This window comes from Puniceicoccaceae bacterium (assembly GCA_040224245.1).
Lineage (GTDB): Bacteria > Verrucomicrobiota > Verrucomicrobiia > Opitutales > JAFGAQ01 > JAKSBQ01.
The window spans coordinates 44,961-61,091 of the sequence record JBEGIR010000018.1 but is presented as its reverse complement, the minus strand read 5'-3'; the positions used below and the strand labels follow the sequence as shown (position 1 = coordinate 61,091).

General features: G+C 52.7%; 16 protein-coding genes and 2 tRNA genes. 15 read left to right on the top strand and 3 right to left on the bottom strand.

Annotated features, from left to right (window positions below; translation table 11 throughout):
• Window positions 1–47 precede the first annotated feature (47 nt).
• Complete coding sequence (locus ABQ298_03095) at window positions 48–773, top strand: spermidine synthase (GenBank protein MEQ9823347.1); 726 nt, start codon at window positions 48–50, stop codon at window positions 771–773.
• Between the two features lie 86 nt (window positions 774–859).
• Here the strand turns inward: ABQ298_03095 and ABQ298_03090 are convergent, their stop codons facing one another.
• Complete coding sequence (locus tag ABQ298_03090; protein ID MEQ9823346.1) at window positions 860–1,375, bottom strand: outer membrane beta-barrel protein; 516 nt, start codon at window positions 1,373–1,375, stop codon at window positions 860–862.
• A 198-nt stretch (window positions 1,376–1,573) separates the two neighbouring features.
• The gene (locus ABQ298_03085; protein ID MEQ9823345.1) at window positions 1,574–2,878 is read right to left on the bottom strand and encodes a DEAD/DEAH box helicase; all 1,305 of its coding nucleotides are present in this window, start codon (window positions 2,876–2,878) and stop codon (window positions 1,574–1,576) included.
• Between the two features lie 270 nt (window positions 2,879–3,148).
• Between ABQ298_03085 and ABQ298_03080 the strand changes: the two genes are divergently transcribed.
• On the top strand, window positions 3,149–3,871 hold the full coding sequence (locus ABQ298_03080; protein ID MEQ9823344.1) for a DUF2293 domain-containing protein: 723 nt from the start codon (window positions 3,149–3,151) through the stop codon (window positions 3,869–3,871).
• On the opposite strand, the gene ABQ298_03075 is transcribed toward ABQ298_03080, so the two are convergent.
• Entirely contained in the window at window positions 3,860–5,275 is a 1,416-nt protein-coding gene (locus tag ABQ298_03075) for a nitronate monooxygenase (GenBank protein MEQ9823343.1), read from the bottom strand. The two genes, ABQ298_03080 and ABQ298_03075, sit on opposite strands and share 12 nt — an antisense overlap.
• 281 nt (window positions 5,276–5,556) lie before the next feature.
• On the opposite strand from ABQ298_03075, the gene ABQ298_03070 reads away from it, so the two are divergent.
• From ABQ298_03070 to rpoB, 13 genes are all read left to right on the top strand, one after another.
• Window positions 5,557–6,186 carry a hypothetical protein gene (locus tag ABQ298_03070; protein MEQ9823342.1) on the top strand — a complete coding sequence of 210 codons (630 nt, stop codon included), beginning with the start codon at window positions 5,557–5,559 and terminating at the stop codon, window positions 6,184–6,186.
• 22 nt (window positions 6,187–6,208) lie between these two features.
• Entirely contained in the window at window positions 6,209–7,042 is an 834-nt protein-coding gene (gene lpxC / locus ABQ298_03065) for a UDP-3-O-acyl-N-acetylglucosamine deacetylase (protein ID MEQ9823341.1), read from the top strand.
• 23 nt (window positions 7,043–7,065) lie between these two features.
• On the top strand, window positions 7,066–7,539 hold the full coding sequence (gene fabZ, locus ABQ298_03060; GenBank protein ID MEQ9823340.1) for a 3-hydroxyacyl-ACP dehydratase FabZ: 474 nt from the start codon (window positions 7,066–7,068) through the stop codon (window positions 7,537–7,539).
• Between the two features lie 141 nt (window positions 7,540–7,680).
• A tRNA-Thr gene (locus ABQ298_03055) sits at window positions 7,681–7,756 on the top strand.
• 54 nt (window positions 7,757–7,810) lie between these two features.
• Window positions 7,811–9,001: an elongation factor Tu gene (gene tuf, locus ABQ298_03050; protein ID MEQ9823339.1), complete on the top strand. Its 1,191-nt coding sequence runs from the start codon at window positions 7,811–7,813 to the stop codon at window positions 8,999–9,001.
• Window positions 9,002–9,066: 65 nt separating this feature from the next.
• Window positions 9,067–9,142: transfer RNA gene (locus ABQ298_03045), tRNA-Trp, on the top strand.
• A 31-nt stretch (window positions 9,143–9,173) separates the two neighbouring features.
• Window positions 9,174–9,389 carry a preprotein translocase subunit SecE gene (gene secE / locus ABQ298_03040; protein ID MEQ9823338.1) on the top strand — a complete coding sequence of 72 codons (216 nt, stop codon included), beginning with the start codon at window positions 9,174–9,176 and terminating at the stop codon, window positions 9,387–9,389.
• Window positions 9,390–9,432: 43 nt separating this feature from the next.
• On the top strand, window positions 9,433–10,005 hold the full coding sequence (gene nusG, locus ABQ298_03035) for a transcription termination/antitermination protein NusG (GenBank protein ID MEQ9823337.1): 573 nt from the start codon (window positions 9,433–9,435) through the stop codon (window positions 10,003–10,005).
• Window positions 10,006–10,012: 7 nt separating this feature from the next.
• Complete coding sequence (rplK, locus tag ABQ298_03030; protein ID MEQ9823336.1) at window positions 10,013–10,438, top strand: 50S ribosomal protein L11; 426 nt, start codon at window positions 10,013–10,015, stop codon at window positions 10,436–10,438.
• Window positions 10,439–10,458: 20 nt separating this feature from the next.
• On the top strand, window positions 10,459–11,157 hold the full coding sequence (gene rplA, locus ABQ298_03025; protein ID MEQ9823335.1) for a 50S ribosomal protein L1: 699 nt from the start codon (window positions 10,459–10,461) through the stop codon (window positions 11,155–11,157).
• A gap of 33 nt (window positions 11,158–11,190) precedes the next feature.
• The gene (rplJ, locus tag ABQ298_03020) at window positions 11,191–11,709 is read left to right on the top strand and encodes a 50S ribosomal protein L10 (protein MEQ9823334.1); all 519 of its coding nucleotides are present in this window, start codon (window positions 11,191–11,193) and stop codon (window positions 11,707–11,709) included.
• A 105-nt stretch (window positions 11,710–11,814) separates the two neighbouring features.
• On the top strand, window positions 11,815–12,207 hold the full coding sequence (gene rplL, locus ABQ298_03015) for a 50S ribosomal protein L7/L12 (protein ID MEQ9823333.1): 393 nt from the start codon (window positions 11,815–11,817) through the stop codon (window positions 12,205–12,207).
• Window positions 12,208–12,344: 137 nt separating this feature from the next.
• Complete coding sequence (gene rpoB / locus ABQ298_03010) at window positions 12,345–16,118, top strand: DNA-directed RNA polymerase subunit beta (protein MEQ9823332.1); 3,774 nt, start codon at window positions 12,345–12,347, stop codon at window positions 16,116–16,118.
• Window positions 16,119–16,131 lie beyond the last annotated feature (13 nt).

Sequence of the window (16,131 nt, the reverse complement as noted above, 5' to 3'; positions counted from 1 at the left end):
GGCGAAGTTGCGCACGCAGCCCCTTTTTTCATCCAGTATTCAGCGAAATGGCAATCTTGTATCGAGGGCTTGATTATGTTCCGACACCACTTGGTGATTTGATGTTGCGCTGGCGACAGTCGCCACAGTTGCCGGGGATTGACATCTACGAGGTCAAGTTGGGCGAGCACTTTCTGATGTCGAGTTTGTTTCATGAGGCGGAGACCCAATTGGCCGAATTGTCACTGTCGAAGGTTTCAGAATCTTTGGGCAAGCTGGACGTTGTTGTGGGAGGACTCGGGTTGGGGTATACCGCAGCTGCAGCACTTGAAAGTGGTAGGGTGGATCGCTTGGTTGTAATCGAAATGCTTGAACCCGTGATTGCGTGGCACCAGCGTGCTTGGGTTCCTCTGGGTGAACAGTTGTGTGGTGATCCCAGGTGCAATCTGCGACAGGCTGATTTTTTTGCATGCGTGCTTGATCCGAACGTCGAGTGGTTCCCTGGAGAACCTTCACGTCGTGTGCACGCGGTATTGCTGGATATCGACCATTCACCCCGTCATTGGTTGCACCCATGCAATGCATCATTTTACAGCGAACAGGGGCTGACTGCGATGCGCAAACACATCCTGCCCGGAGGTGTGTTCGGACTATGGGCAGATGGAGAGACTGACGAAGCATTCACGGCCCGGCTTGGTGCAGTATTCCAGACGGTGGAGGCCCATTGTATTGAGTTTGAAAATCCGGTTACGGGAGGAATTTCAAGGGGGAGTGTTTACGTGGCTGGCTGCTGATACAATACTACCACTACTGTAAAAAAAAGCAGCAACGTCGCGAGAAACGCAACGTTGCTGCAATAGAACATGATGAGGGAGCAGGATCAGAATACAAACTGCATGCCAACTCCAAACTCGAGGTCGTTGTCGGCCCCAACGGTTTCTCCACGGATTTTGATGTCACTTGCATCGATGAAGCGCAATCCGCCAATCGCGCTCAACTGTTCAGTGAGTCGCATTCCAAGTCCTCCGAATACCTGCCAGGCAAATCCATCTCCATCACCCTCAAAACCTGCAAATTCAACTTCGATCTTTACACTGCCTAGACCTGCTCCCGCATAGGCAAAGAAGGTGTCGTCGATATCGATTTCACCGCGGTAATTGATCATGCGGGGCAGCATGTCGACTTCGTAGATTCCAAAGTCTGCGGAACTCACTCCAATTTCCCCCTCGATGGAGTGACGGATGCCTGCGTATTCTCCAATTTGGTAGCCCACTCTGGCAGAAAACAGGGGTTCCTTCGCATCCGAAAGATACCCGACTGAACCGCCGACATAGAGCGATGCTTGGGCGAGTGTCGCAGATGCGAACAATGCGATGAACAGGATCGTTTTTTTCATAGGTAACAGAACTAATGTGTAGTGTGTTTAGATTATAGACCAATCTCGCCGGATGGGGGAGCAGCAAGGCACGGCCCTGCTCATCCGGAAGCGCGTGAGTCAAGCAAATCCCGATCAGCTTTGCAACCGATATTTCGTGCACAGTCCGATGCAATTTGGTTGTCGGAATGCTGTTTGAAAAGGGAGGTTTTGTCGGGCTTACGCCGTGCGGTAGCCTCCACGTTGAAATCGGCGTTGTGGGGAGCGTCCTCGTGAGGAAGGTTGCCTTCCATTTCGCTTCGCCCGATTCCCGGAAGCAGCGGTCTGTCCGCGATGCTTGCCTGCTCGTCCCGACTGATACTCCTGGACAAGGGATTCGTCGTGATAGGGCTGTTCGTCATCGATGCGAATGGATTGCTGGATCAGGCGTTCAATTTGGGAAAGTTCCTTGAACTCCTCTTCGCAACAGAAGGAAAGGGCGCGACCGCTCTTTCCAGCCCGGGCAGTGCGTCCGATACGGTGCACGTATGCCTCGGGTTCGACTGGCATGTCGAAGTTCACCACCAGCGTAACATTTTTCACATCAATGCCACGAGCGGCGACATCCGTGGCTACCAGTACCCGGGTACGACCACTTTTAAACTCATCCAGTGCGCGTTGCCGTGCTCCCTGTGATTTGTTTCCATGAATGGCGTTGGCCCTTACTCCGGCCTTGTCGAGTTCACCGACCAGTTTATTGGCTCCGTGTTTGGTCCTTGAAAAGACCAGGCAAAGTGAATCCGGCTGCTGCTTTTGTCCCTGGAGCAGCACCTTGAGCAGGTTGCGCTTTTCCCTCTTGCGAACAAAACAAATATCCTGTTCGACCTTTTCTGCGGTTGAAGAAACCGGATCGACTTTGACCTCGACAGGTTGCTTCATCAGAGAAGAAGCCAAGGCCATGATGGAGTTGGGCATTGTGGCTGAGAAAAGAACAGTTTGTCGGCGATTCGGAATGTCGGCAACGATGCGCTGCACCTCTTTGGCAAACCCCATGTCGAGCATGCGGTCAGCCTCATCAAGCACGAGGTATTCGATGGCGTCGGCCTGGTAAAATCCCTGTTGACGCAGGTCGAGCAGGCGACCCGGGCAGGCAACCAGGATGTCGGTGCCTTTCTTCATCGCAATCTTCTGGGCACCAAAGCCAACTCCGCCAAAGACCTGAGTCACGGTGAGATGGAGTCCCTTTCCGTAGATTTCAAAGTTGTCTGCGATTTGTGCAGCAAGCTCTCGTGTTGGCGTCAGAACCAGCACTCGGGTCGAGTAAGGTGTGCGGCGAACAGGTTTCGCGGCGAGACGATGCAAAAGCGGAATGGCAAAAGCCGCAGTTTTTCCGGTGCCAGTCTGTGCGCAACCCAGCAGGTCTTTCCCCTCCAGAATGTGGGGGATGGCGTTTGCCTGAATGGGTGACGGAGTCGTGTAGCCCTTGTTGCGCAGGTTTTCTTGGATCTGCGGGTGCAGGTCCAGTTCGTGGAATGCTTCAATCATGATCAGTATACAGCCGTCAATTCACGGCCTAAGCGATGGAGTTTTTTCCAAAACCTACACCATCGCTGTATACGTTCAGGGGCCTTTGGCGGACGTTCCGCAATGCCAAAGCTTGCAGAGCAGGACAGATCCGGATCGGGTTCGCAAGGAAATTCTTCGTGCTAGTTTTCAGATGCGCATTCGGCCTGACGTTGCTTTGGGCAAATGCAGATCACGGTAGGACATTCACATTCGCATTGGCAGGAGACGCTCCATTCGTAGTTTGGACAGATGCCTGTGAGTCTTGAAGTTCGTCCCTGTCCAAAACCCGGACACGTCCTGAGTCCGGAAGGAAAGGTGATGGCCGTTCCCGAAGGCTGGGTGTTGTTGGAACCCGGGGATGCGATGTTGACGCGTCGTGCGAAGGCGACATTGCCCTGCTGGTCCATGAAGCGGTGGCGCAAGGGCAGGTTTGAAAGCCTGGGACTCTGGGCGGATGCCGGGTCACTGGATCGACTGCGGAGCGAGGTCCGTGCAGCACGGCAGGGTGATGCCTATCAGGAACGCCTGCTTGCCTCGCGGCGCCGTCGAGAACGGACTCAGCAACGCTACGCGCAGGATTTTGAATCCGCAGTGCGTGATTTCCTCGGTTTTGCAAGCGAACATGCCGACCTGGCGGATCGTTTGTCCCGTGCGATCAGCGAACACGCTGTTCCCGTTGGGAGCGGTACTGTCGCCCGAACCCGTCGGATTTCGATCGAAAAGCGTGCCGAGGCGGCGACACTGGCGTGGTTGCGCCACCACACCACTGACTATGATCACATGCATGTGCCGCATGTGAAGGGACGGCGTCGGGAAATTCGCCAGCAACTGGCACGCTCTTCGCGGCAACTGCTTCAGCACTACCGGAAGGGTGAACCAGCAGGTGTTGGGGGTTGCCCGCTGGCGAAAGCGTTGGACAACTGGGATCGGATCAAGGAAACAGGCCCACAGGGGACGGGATCAGCTGAGTAGAAAATTGACCACGTCTGCTGCGGTGTATCGGGTTTGGTTCGGCTTCACAAAATTGCCAAGGTGCAGCACTTCATCTCCCGAAGTCAGAATCGGGATTTCCACACCATCCTTTCGCTGTTGGCCGAATCCCACTGTGGATGCCAGTCCGTTGCAAAGACAGGCTCGTCCGGCAGCATCGGCTTCCGTTCCACCTTTTTTCACGAAGTCCTTAATGGGTTCTGCAGGGCATCGCCAACCGATGTTTCCTTCGGGGTTCACATAGGCGGTGCGAAGGTACCCCATGTCGCAGACGCGTGTGCGAGTTTCAAGTGCTTCAAAGGTGTATCGCTCTCCTGCGAGCCTGACGATCTTGAATGGATAGCCAGTTGGTGATGCGGTGAAGTTGGTATCGATTTGCAAGGTCCCTGCAACGGACTGGCGAATGACCTCGTCCTTGATGTCCCGGTCCATGCCGGATTCATCACAGTAGGCAAAGGGAGTTCCTACTTGAACTCCCTGGGCACCTTCGGCCAAGGCTTCTTTCAATTTCTCAGGAGTCGTGAACTGTCCGGCCAGCCAGAAGGGCTTCCCGATCTGGCGAATTTTTTCGAGATCGGGCATATCCTTGTCTCCGTAGGCAGGTGCGGCATCTGGCTGCGTTCGGTCTCTGCGCGGGGGAGCGTTGTGGCCACCAGCAAAGTAGTTTTCGACGACGTATCCATCAACATAACCGGAGGCTTTGCGTTCCATGGTTTTGGCCACAATGTCGCTCGAAACGATGGCATAGAACTCCGGGCGCTGAATGGCTGGCATCTCCCCTTCAATGTAGTCCTGAGGGTCAAAGTGGGCGAAATATTCATCCTTGGACGGATTGTCTTCGACATAGATCTTGAGACTGACAGCTTTTCCTTCTGCCAATCCGTCAAGAACGCCCGGAATTGCGGTTGGAATTCCTGCTCCCATCAAAACCACATGCACGCCTGCCAACATTGCCCCAAAAAGAGAGGGCAGGGTAGGAATCTGTATTTTTTCGAGATAGTTGATCCCAATTTTTCCGTGGTGTCCCTCGCGTGCGAGAAAAACCTCAACATAGTTGGCGACGATCAAGAGTTCTTCTCTCGCGCGGGTCATGGTCAGATGAGGCATGCCGATGCCCTTGAAGGGCTTGTGTTCGGCTTTCCCATCGGCAATGAAAAATCGATCCTTAACTCGCTCCGCCATGTCCCGGAACGGGAAGTGATCGAGGGCGCGGCGAACATGTCCTCCAGTGTCCCCAAGCTGCAGCACGCGGCTGACAATCGTGTCGATGGCGGTCCCTGAGACAACGCCCATTTGACCGGTTTCAGCGACGGCCCTCGCGAGTTTCCAGGAGGACACATGGATGCCCATGCCTCCCTGGATGATAGTTGGGTGTGTTGATTTCATGAAATTGAAAAATGGAAAGCGGCAATTGGCCCTATCTGGGGGGTATTGCTGAGCTAACCATCCAGTAAAGTGAGGGAAAGCCAACTCTATTCGGGCAATGACTTCGCTTTTTTTGCATCGGAGAACCTGTGAAAATGGACTGAATCGAGGGAGATGCGGACAGGTGCTGTGAAGCATGGCTGCTTCCGTGATGCACAGAAGAGCAGTGAATTTATCCCCTTGAACATTTGTCGTAGGGTCCGTTTGCTGGATTGATGCCTCGTTTCTTCCTCCCCGTTCTTATGAGTGTGTGGCTTGTGTCGCTTTCGGCACATGCTGACTCCGGTCCTTCGGATGCCCTGTTGCATGAACTGATTGTAGAGCATTATGGATTGAAGGTCATTCCCTGGGCGGGCGAAGGCAGTGAAATGATGCGTTCGGCGCTTCAGGCAATGAGCATTCGATTTCACCGCAGTGCCCCTGAGGTGGATCGCATGAATGAAGTGGGCTTGCAAATTGAGCAGATGCTGATGGAGGCCCTTGATGCTCAGGGTGCGCAGGTCCAGCGACCCAGGACGCGTTCGGGGCGCGGCCAGTCGAGTGGATATCCTGACTTGTGGATGCAATGGCAGGGGCAGTCTTTTTATGTGGAGGTCAAGACCTTTTCATCACACACGTTGAGGTCTTCTCAGCGAACGTTCTATTTTTCCGTTTCGGAGGATCCGAAAGTAACGGAGAGCGCGATTCATTTGCTTGCCGGTTTTGAAATAGAAAAAAGGGATGACTCCCATCACCGGATTGTGGCCTATCATCTGGTGGATCTCCGAGAATTGCCTTGCAAAGTGAAGGTAGAATACAACGCTAGCAATCGAGAGCTGTATGGGAATCCCCAACTTGGCTTTCAAATTCACGAACGGGTGCCGTTCGATTGACCGATCCCGCATGCACGCAACCATGTCAACTTCACAACAGACTCTTGCCCAATCCGTATCTGACTCCGGAATTTCTCTTCACACGGGAGAAGTCGTGAACCTTTCGATACTGCCCGGAGAACCGGACACAGGCATCCGGTTTCGCCGGGTGGACCTGCCCGGCAAGCCGGAAGTAAAGGCACGAGTGTCGAATGTTTCGGACCTGCTGCGCAATACAACGCTCGAGTCTGGTGCGGCGAAGGTTTCCACTGTGGAGCACGTCATGAGTGCGCTTCATGGACTTGCGGTCGACAATGCAGTGGTGGAACTCGACGGTGGTGAACCTCCCATTTTTGATGGGTCGGCCCAGCGCTTGGTTGAGATGATTCAGTCCGCAGGCATGGTGCAGCAATCGAACCCGAGACAATTGCTTTCCCTGCAATCTCCGGTGAGTGTGATGGAGGGTGATCGCATCCTGATTGCATTGCCGCATGAGGGGTTTCGCATCTCTTGTACTTTTGCCGATGAGCGAGGTCGCATGACGCAGTATTTCAGCGTGGATGTGGATCCAGGGCAGTATGTGAAACAGATTGCACCCGCGCGCACCTTTACCTTTGCGGAGGATATTGAACCCCTTGTTCAGCAGGGCAAAATCAAGGGAGGAAGCATTGACACAGCTATCGTCATTAAGGGAGAGACCATCCTTTCCAAGGAACCCCTGCGCTTCCAGGATGAATTTGTTCGTCACAAAATACTTGATATTATCGGTGATATCGCCTTACTCGGTTGCCCTTTGCGTGCCCATATTGTGGCGATTAAGCCTGGTCATGCGATCAACTCGAAACTGACCCAAAAACTGGCGGAACTTCTCGCCTAAGTCTCTCACATCTCAACACAGCCGTGACCGATATTTCTGCAAACTCATCGGAGAAAACCCTTCCCGTTCTGGACATTCAGGCAGTGATGCGAAAGCTGCCGCACCGTTATCCTTTTCTGCTTGTTGATCGTGTGATCGAAATGGGTGAAACCACGATTACCGCGATTAAGAATGTGACGATCAACGAACCCTATTTTAATGGACACTTTCCGGGGAAACCCGTGATGCCAGGTGTTCTGCAGGTGGAATCCATGGCCCAGGCAGCCGGTATTCTCATGTTGCATATCATTGGAGCGGAGGGGAAACTCGCACTCTTCATGAGTTGTGACAAAGTGAAGTTTCGCAAAATGGTCGTTCCTGGCGATCAGCTGATCATCCGGGCAGAGCTGCTCAAAAATCGTGGAGGAAGAATGGGCATCGCATCAGCCACATGCAGTGTGGATGGGGTGACAGTGTCCTCTGCGGAGTTAACGTTTGCGTTGGTTGATGACCTTTGAGCATCAACCGATGTGATTGTTGTGCAAACCCGAATAATTTCAGGATTTAGTCTTGACGGACCGGAGATCGGATTTCATTTTTTGAAGTTTATCCTTATTTCAATCAACTGAAGTTTTAACAAAAACGCGTTGGATAACGATGCCCATGTAGCTCAGTCGGCAGAGCGCGTCCTTGGTAAGGACGAGGTCGGCGGTTCAAATCCGCTCGTGGGCTCCAGTGCTTCGACGTTAATTCTTTTCAAAATCAAACTTAAACTCCATACGACCATTCATGGCTAAGGAAACATTCCAAAGAACTAAACCACACATCAACGTTGGAACGATCGGACACATCGACCACGGTAAAACTACGCTGACGGCAGGTATTCTGGCGGTGCAATCCTCCAAGGGGTTGGCAGAAGCCAAGAAGTATGCCGACATTGCCAAGGGTGGAACTGTGCGTGACGCGTCCAAGATCGTGACGATTGCTGTTTCCCACGTGGAATACGAATCTGAAACCCGTCACTATGCCCACGTTGACTGTCCGGGTCACGCTGACTTCGTGAAGAACATGATCACGGGAGCAGCACAGATGGATGGTGCCATTCTGGTGGTTGGTGCGGACGATGGTCCGATGCCTCAGACCCGCGAGCACATTCTTCTGGCAAAGCAGGTGGGTGTTCCCAACATCGTGGTATTCTTGAACAAGGTTGACTTGCTCGATGACGAGGAACTTCTTGAGCTGGTTGAAATGGAGATTCGTGACTTGCTCAGCAAGTATGAGTTCGACGGTGACAACATCACAATCGTTCGGGGTTCGGCACTGGCTGCGCTCAATCTTGAGGATCGCGGCAAGCAGGACATTCAGAACCTCATGGATGCGATCGACAAGGACATCCCTGAGCCTGAGCGTGCCACGGATAAGCCCTTCATGATGTCGGTGGAAGACGTGTTCACGATCACAGGTCGTGGAACGGTTGCGACTGGTCGTATTGAGCGTGGTGTGGTCAAGGTTGGTGAAGAAGTGGAAATCGTCGGAATGGGCGATACCCGCAAGACCACCTGCACTGGTGTGGAAATGTTCCGCAAGCTGCTCGACCAAGGTCAGGCCGGTGACAATGTTGGACTGCTGTTGCGCGGTGTTGAAAAGAAGGATATCCAGCGCGGTCACGTGATTGCAAAGCCGGGTTCCATCAAGCCTCACACCAAGGCCACTGCACAGATTTACGTTCTGACCAAGGATGAAGGTGGACGTCACACTCCGTTCTTCAAGGGATACCGTCCCCAGTTCTTCTTCGGAACAGCTGACGTTACCGGAATCTGCGAACTTCCCGAAGGCGTGGAAATGGTAATGCCGGGCGACAACTTGAAGATTGTGATCGATCTGCAAAAGAAGATCGCAATGGAAAAGGGTCAGCGCTTTGCGATCCGTGAAGGGGGTCGCACGATCGGTGCGGGTCAGATCACGGAAGTCATTGCCTGATCGGCCGTCAGATTTTATGGACACGAGCCCATCCAATGATTGGTTGGGCTCACGTTCGTTATCCAGGGTGAATAGTTCAATTGGTAGAGGAGCGGTCTCCAAAACCGCAAGTTGGGGGTTCGAATCCCTCTTCACCCGCCATTTTTCAAATTGAATACCAGTCAGGACAAGTATGCTTAAAAAAATCGGAAGTTTCTTCAGGGGGATCCGGCATTTCTATGGTGAAATGATGACGGAGCTCAAAAAGTCCGCTTGGCCTACCTGGAAAGAACTCAAAGACTACACCATCGTCGTGTTGATCGCTGTAGTTATTTTAGGAACCTTTATTACGGTTGCCGACTTTTCGTTGAATCAATGGGCTGAGTTTTTCACTGGCCTGGTGCGTTGATCGCAGATTCCACATCAGTCGAGCTTCCAGCATCGAAACACACATGAACGCATCATTAAAGAACGGACCAGCTTGGTATGCTGTGCAGACGCTTTCCAATCAGGAAGCGAAGGCCAAAACCTATCTGGACAAGTTTATCGAAATCGAGGAGATGGGTGACTATGTGTTCGATGTACTCATGCCCACGGAAGTGGTAAGTGAGGTAAAAAACGGTAAGAAAACCCAACGTGTCCGCCGGTTCTACCCAGGTTACATCTTTGTACACATGAAGTTGTATGATGATGAAGGGAAGTTGAACCAGAAGGCATGGTACTTTGTGCGCGACGCCCAGGGAGTGATCAATTTTGTCGGAGGTGAAAACCCCGTTCCGCTTAAGACGGAAGAGATTGATCGCATCCTCAAGCAAGTCGAGGACTCACAAGGCAAAGAAAAGCCCAAGGTCGAGTTTGAAGTGGGCGAAGAAGTAAAAATTGTCGACGGACCCTTTGTCGATCTCACCGGAAAGGTGGACGAAATGGATCCGGAGCATGGCAAACTGAAGGTTTCAGTTTCCATATTTGGGCGTTTCACTCCAGTAGAACTCGAGTACTGGCAAGTTGAAAAGCTAGAGGAATAAACCATCCATGGCAAAAAAAGTTGTAGGACAAATTCGGCTCCAGCTACCCGCTGGTGCCGCAAATCCGGCACCACCGGTTGGACCGGCACTAGGTGCGCAGGGAGTCAATATCATGGCTTTCTGTAAGGATTTTAACGCAAGAACGAAGGACCAGGCAGGCTTGATTCTACCGGTCGTGATCAGCGTATACGCTGACCGATCTTTCAGTTTCATCCTGAAGTCACCTCCGGCTGCAGTGCTGCTGAAAAAGGCAGCCGGCATTGCAAAGGGGTCTCCGATTCCCAACCGGGATAAAGTCGGAAAGGTAACCCGTAAACAGATCGCAGAGATTGTTGAGACCAAGAAAAAGGATCTCAATGCATCCGATCCCGAACAGGCCATGAAAATCATCATGGGAACGGCCCGCAGCATGGGCCTCGAAGTGATCGACTAACCGTTAGCGAGGACTGTCATATGGCCAAGATGAGTAAACGCCTGCAAAAGGCACACGAAATTGCCAATCTCGAAGCAACCTACACGTTGGATCAGGCAATCGAAATTCTTCAAAAATTTCCAGCTGCAAAGTTTGATGAGACCGTTGAGGTTTCGGCTTCGCTTGCGGTGGATCCGAAACAGAGCAATCAAATGGTTCGCGGAACCGTCAGCCTGCCACACGGTAGTGGAAAGAAGGTATCGGTGATTGTGTTCACCGAGAACCCGCAGGAAGCGCTTGACGCGGGTGCGGACGTTGCTGGTCTGGACGATTTGATCGCAAAGATTCAGGAGGGGTGGCTCGATTTTGATGTCGCGGTTGCCACGACTTCGGCGATGGCAAAGGTTCGTCCGGTAGCACGCGTACTCGGTCCGCGTGGATTGATGCCAAATCCCAAGTCTGGAACGGTTACAGATGATGTGGCCGCAGCCATTACTGCGGTCAAAGCAGGGCGAGTCGAGTTCAAGATGGACAAGTCTGCGAACGTCTCCATCGTCGTCGGCAAGCGATCCTTTTCAAAGGAGAATTTGACTGAGAACGCGAAGGAAGCGCTTTCGACACTGGTGAAGTCCAAACCTGAAACGGTAAAGGGCAAATTCATCAAGAACGTCACCATCAGTTCCACGATGAGTCCGGGAGTTCGCATTCTCGGCAGTGAAGTCACTGCGATCAGTGCTTAACCGGAAACCGAGAACCGATCAAACAACGAAATCATGAGACCTGAAAAACAATACCTGGTCGAAGAAGTCACCAATCGGCTCAAGGAGTCTGATTACCTTTTTCTGACGAACTATTTTCGGATCACCGTTGCGGAAACCGCAGACTTGCGTGCTCGCCTGGCCGAGCAGGAAGCAGAGTTCCACGTGGTGAAAAACACGATTCTGCAACAGGCAGTGAAGCAATTGGATCTTCCCGAGCTGGATGAGATGCTCGACGGGCAGATTGCCATTGTTTCGGGTGGAAAGAATCCATCGGAAGTTGCGAAGATTCTGAAGAAGTTCCACAAGGAGAAAGACAAGGTGGATGTGAAGGGCGGCGCCCTCGGTCCACGCTTACTCTCCGCAGATGAAGTTGACGAACTTTCCAAGCTGCCCTCACTGGATGCGCTTCGCGCGCAGTTCATGGGACTGCTCAATACGCCGGCAACTCAGTTTGTGGGTGTTATCAACGCAGTGCCACAGGCGGTGGTTACCGTGCTCAAGGCCTATGCCGACAAGAACGAAGCCGCTTGAGGCGGTTGCAACCCGAATTTTCAATCACACTACATTAATCTTAACGCCCGCGTTAGGGGTTTCACTCTTAAATGCTGATAAGCGCTAACAGGGCAAGGAGACAAAATGGCTGATATCACTAAAGAACAAGTAATCGAATGGTTAAGCTCACAGTCCGTGCTGGAAATCGCAGGACTGGTTAAAGATCTCGAGGAGAAGTGGGGCGTCAGTGCTGCGGCACCGGTCGCTGTTGCCGCTGCTCCTGGTGCTGCTGCTGCAGGTGCGGATGAAGCCGCTGCTGAGGAAAAGACGGAATTTGACGTCATCCTCAAGAGCTTCGGAAGCAACAAGATCGCTGTCATTAAGGAAGTCCGTGGCATCACGGGTCTCGGCCTTAAGGAAGCAAAAGACCTCGTCGAAGGTGCTCCCAAGCCGCTGAAGGAAGCGACCACCAAGGACGACGCAGAAGACATCAAGAAGAAGCTCGAAGCTGCTGGCGCAGAAGTCGAGATCAAGTAAGCATTGGCTTATTCTTATTCAAAATCTGTCTTTCCGAAACCAGTGTTGGAGACTTAAGGTGCTCCAACACTGGCTTTCGTCGTTTTCAATCCTCTCCCTGATTACCGTCCAACTCTTATTTTTAAGAAATCCATACCATGAGTGTTCGTAAAAGCTTCGGAAGAATTAAAGAAGTCATCCAGCCACCCAATCTGATCGAGCATCAGACCCATTCCTTTGAGGAATTTCTTCAGGCGGATGTGCCACCATCCCAACGAAGCACCAATGGGTTGCAGGCGGTCTTTCAGGAGGTTTTCCCGATCGAGAGTTATGATGGTCGTTGTGTGCTCCAGTTCCTGGAATACCGGCTGACGCCATCACCGCACTCGGAAATCGATTGCATCCGTGAAGGCATCACCTATTCCATCGCGCTGCATGTAAAGCTGCGCCTTCAGGAAGAAGACCAGATCAAGGATGAGGAGATCTACATGGGTGAACTGCCCATGATGACCGAACGCGGCAGTTTCATCATCAATGGTGCGGAACGCGTGGTTGTGAATCAACTGCACCGCTCTCCGGGACTTTGTTTTGAAGAGGCAACGCACACCAGTGGAAAGATTTTGTATTCCTTCCGCATCATCCCGGATCGCGGCACCTGGCTCGAAGTGCAATTCGACCAGAATGACTTGCTCTATGTTTATCTCGACCGCCGTCGCCGTCGCCGCAAGTTTCTGATCACGACGTTGTTGCGTGCTTTCGGATACAGTTCGGATTTCGACATTCTCAATCTCTTTTATGAACTCCAGGACATGGAAGTGTCCGAGGCACTGAAGCTCGACAATGTGTCGAACTTTGTGCTGGTGGAGGATATTGTTGACGCGGAAAAAGGCGTTGTGCTCGCCCGCGCTTTTGAACCGCTGACCAAAACCATCATCCGGTCATTTGACCGCGCTGCAATTGGGACGGTTCGGGTGATCGACACCACGATTGATGATGGTGTTATCATTCGCTGCCTGAAGAAGGACCCCACTCGCAACGAGGAAGAAGCACTCAAGGACATTTACAAGCGTCTGCGCCCAGGGGAGCCACCGACAGTTGCAAATGCCAAGGCACTGCTCAAGCGCCTGTTTCAGGACCCCAAGCGCTACGACTTGGGTCGAGTGGGTCGATACAAAATCAATCAGAAGCTTCGCCTAGAGACATCCTTGGAAACCCGCACGGTCAATGTGGAGGATATCGTGGAGTCCACCAAGTACCTTACCCGTTTGAAGCGGGGTGATGGATATGTGGATGACATCGACCACCTCGGTAGCCGCCGCATCCGCACGGTTGGCGAGTTGCTGGCCAACCAGTGCCGCCTCGGACTTGCGCGCACGGAACGGTTGGTGCGTGAGCGCATGACGCTGTTTGATCAGAGCATCGACACGATCACGCCTCAGAAGCTGATCAATGCGAAGGCCTTGACCACAGTGATCCGTGATTTCTTTGCACGCAGCCAGTTGAGCCAGTTCATGGATCAAATTAATCCATTGGCGGAGTTGACTCACAAGCGTCGACTTTCGGCACTTGGACCGGGAGGGTTGAATCGTGAGCGTGCCGGATTTGAGGTTCGCGACGTTCACACATCCCACTACGGTCGAATCTGTCCAATTGAAACTCCGGAAGGTCCCAACATCGGTTTGATCAATTCGTTCAGCACCTATGCGCGGGTAAACGAATTCGGATTTATTGAAACCCCCTACCGCAAGGTGGTGGATGGACGTGTTCTCGATGAAGTGGAATACGTCAATGCAGACCAGGAGGAACCCTACACCATCGCTCAGGCGAATTCAGAACTCGACGAAAAGGGACGCTTCATTGGGAAAGTCACCTGCCGTCATCGCGATGAGGTTTTTGAAACGACGGGTGACAAGGTTCACTACATGGACGTTTCTCCAAAGCAGCTGGTTTCCATTGCGGCGGGAAGCATTCCCTTCCTGGAGCACGATGACGCCAATCGCGCACTGATGGGTTCGAACATGCAGCGCCAGGGTGTTCCACTGCTCAAGACCGAAGCGCCGCTGGTCGGCACGGGCATTGAGCACATTGTTGCGAGGGACTCCAAGGCCATCATTCTTTCTGATATCGATGGGGTGGTTGCCAGTGTGGATGCACGCCGCATCGTTATCACCGAAGATGGATCGCTGCCAAAGCACTTTGACCGCAAGTCGAAGAGTGATCCGAAAAAGGGAATTTATGTGTATGAACTGCGCAAGTTCATGCGTTCCAACGCGGGCACCTGTTTTAACCAGAAGCCCGTTGTCCAGAAGGGCCAGCCCGTTAAGAAAGATGATGTGCTCGCTGATGGGGCGGCAACAGATCAGGGAGAACTGGCACTGGGACGCAACGTACTGGTTGCCTTCATGCCCTGGAACGGGTATAACTTCGAGGACGCCATCCTGCTCAGCGAAAAGATGATCAAGGATGACGTCTACACCTCGATTCACATTGAGGAATTTGAAGTCACGGCTCGTGACACCAAGCTCGGACCTGAGGAAATCACCTATGATATTCCCAATGTTGGGGAAGAGGCTCTCAAAAACCTCAACCACGATGGGGTGATCCGCGTGGGTGCGGAGGTCAAACCCGGAGATATCCTCGTGGGTAAGATCACGCCGAAGAGTGAAACCGAACTGGCACCGGAGGAGAAACTGCTGCGCGCCATCTTTGGTGAGAAGGCTGCGGACGTGAAGGACTCCTCGCTCACGGTTCCGTCAGGCGTTACGGGCATCGTAATGGATGTCAAGGTTTCCAGTCGCGTGGATGGTGAGCTTGAAAAGCTGTCACCCTCGGATCGTCGTCGTCAGATCAAGAAGATCAACGAAGAGTATCGTTCGCAGGCAGACAAAAAGCGTGAGGAACTGACTGAGTCGCTTTCCAACATTCTGCTCGGTGAAAAAATTCCTCTGGATGTTCGCAATTCAGACACCGGTGAGATCATCATTCCGGCCAATCGCAAGATCACCAAAACGCTTCTGCGTCGTCTGGCCGCAGTCTCCAAACACATCGAAATCGATCCCTCGCCGGTTCGCATTAAGGTGATGGAAATTGTGCGCAACTTCCAGAGCAAGTTTGATGAACTGGATCGGGAGCGGGAACGCAAAATCGATTCGGTCGAGCGTGGGGACAGTGTGGATCAGGGCGTGATCAAAAACGTGAAGGTCTATGTTGCCACCAAGCGCAAGATTGAAGTCGGTGACAAAATGGCGGGCCGTCACGGGAACAAGGGTGTGATTGCACGCATTGTTCCGGAGGAAGACATGCCTTACCTTGAGGATGGTACGCCGATCGAGATCTGCCTCAATCCACTGGGAGTTCCCTCCCGCATGAACGTGGGGCAGGTTCTGGAAACTCACTTGGGCTGGGCCTGTAAAAAGCTTGGCATCAAGGTTGCCACACCGGTCTTTGACGGTATTTCCGAAAAGGATGTGCGCCAGTATCTCATCGATGCGGGGCTGCCCGAAAGTGGTAAGGCCTATCTCTACGACGGACGCACTGGAGAACGCCTGGACCAACGCGTGGTCGTCGGCTACATCTACATGCTGAAGCTCAACCACCTGGTCGCGGAGAAAATCCACGCCCGTGCGGTGGGTCCCTACAGTCTTATCACGCAGCAACCTCTGGGCGGAAAAGCACAGTATGGTGGCCAGCGTCTTGGAGAAATGGAGGTTTGGGCACTGGAAGCTTATGGAGCGGCCTACATGTTGCAGGAACTGCTCACCGTGAAGTCGGATGACGTTCAGGGTCGAACCAAGATTTACGAGTCCCTCGTCAAGGGTGACCGCAGCTTGGTTGCAGGCACACCGCAGTCCTTCAACGTCTTGATGAAGGAAATTCAAGGTCTGTGTCTCGACATTCGCCTGGAACAGGACGATTTCGATTTCAACAGCTGATTCACCCAACCGA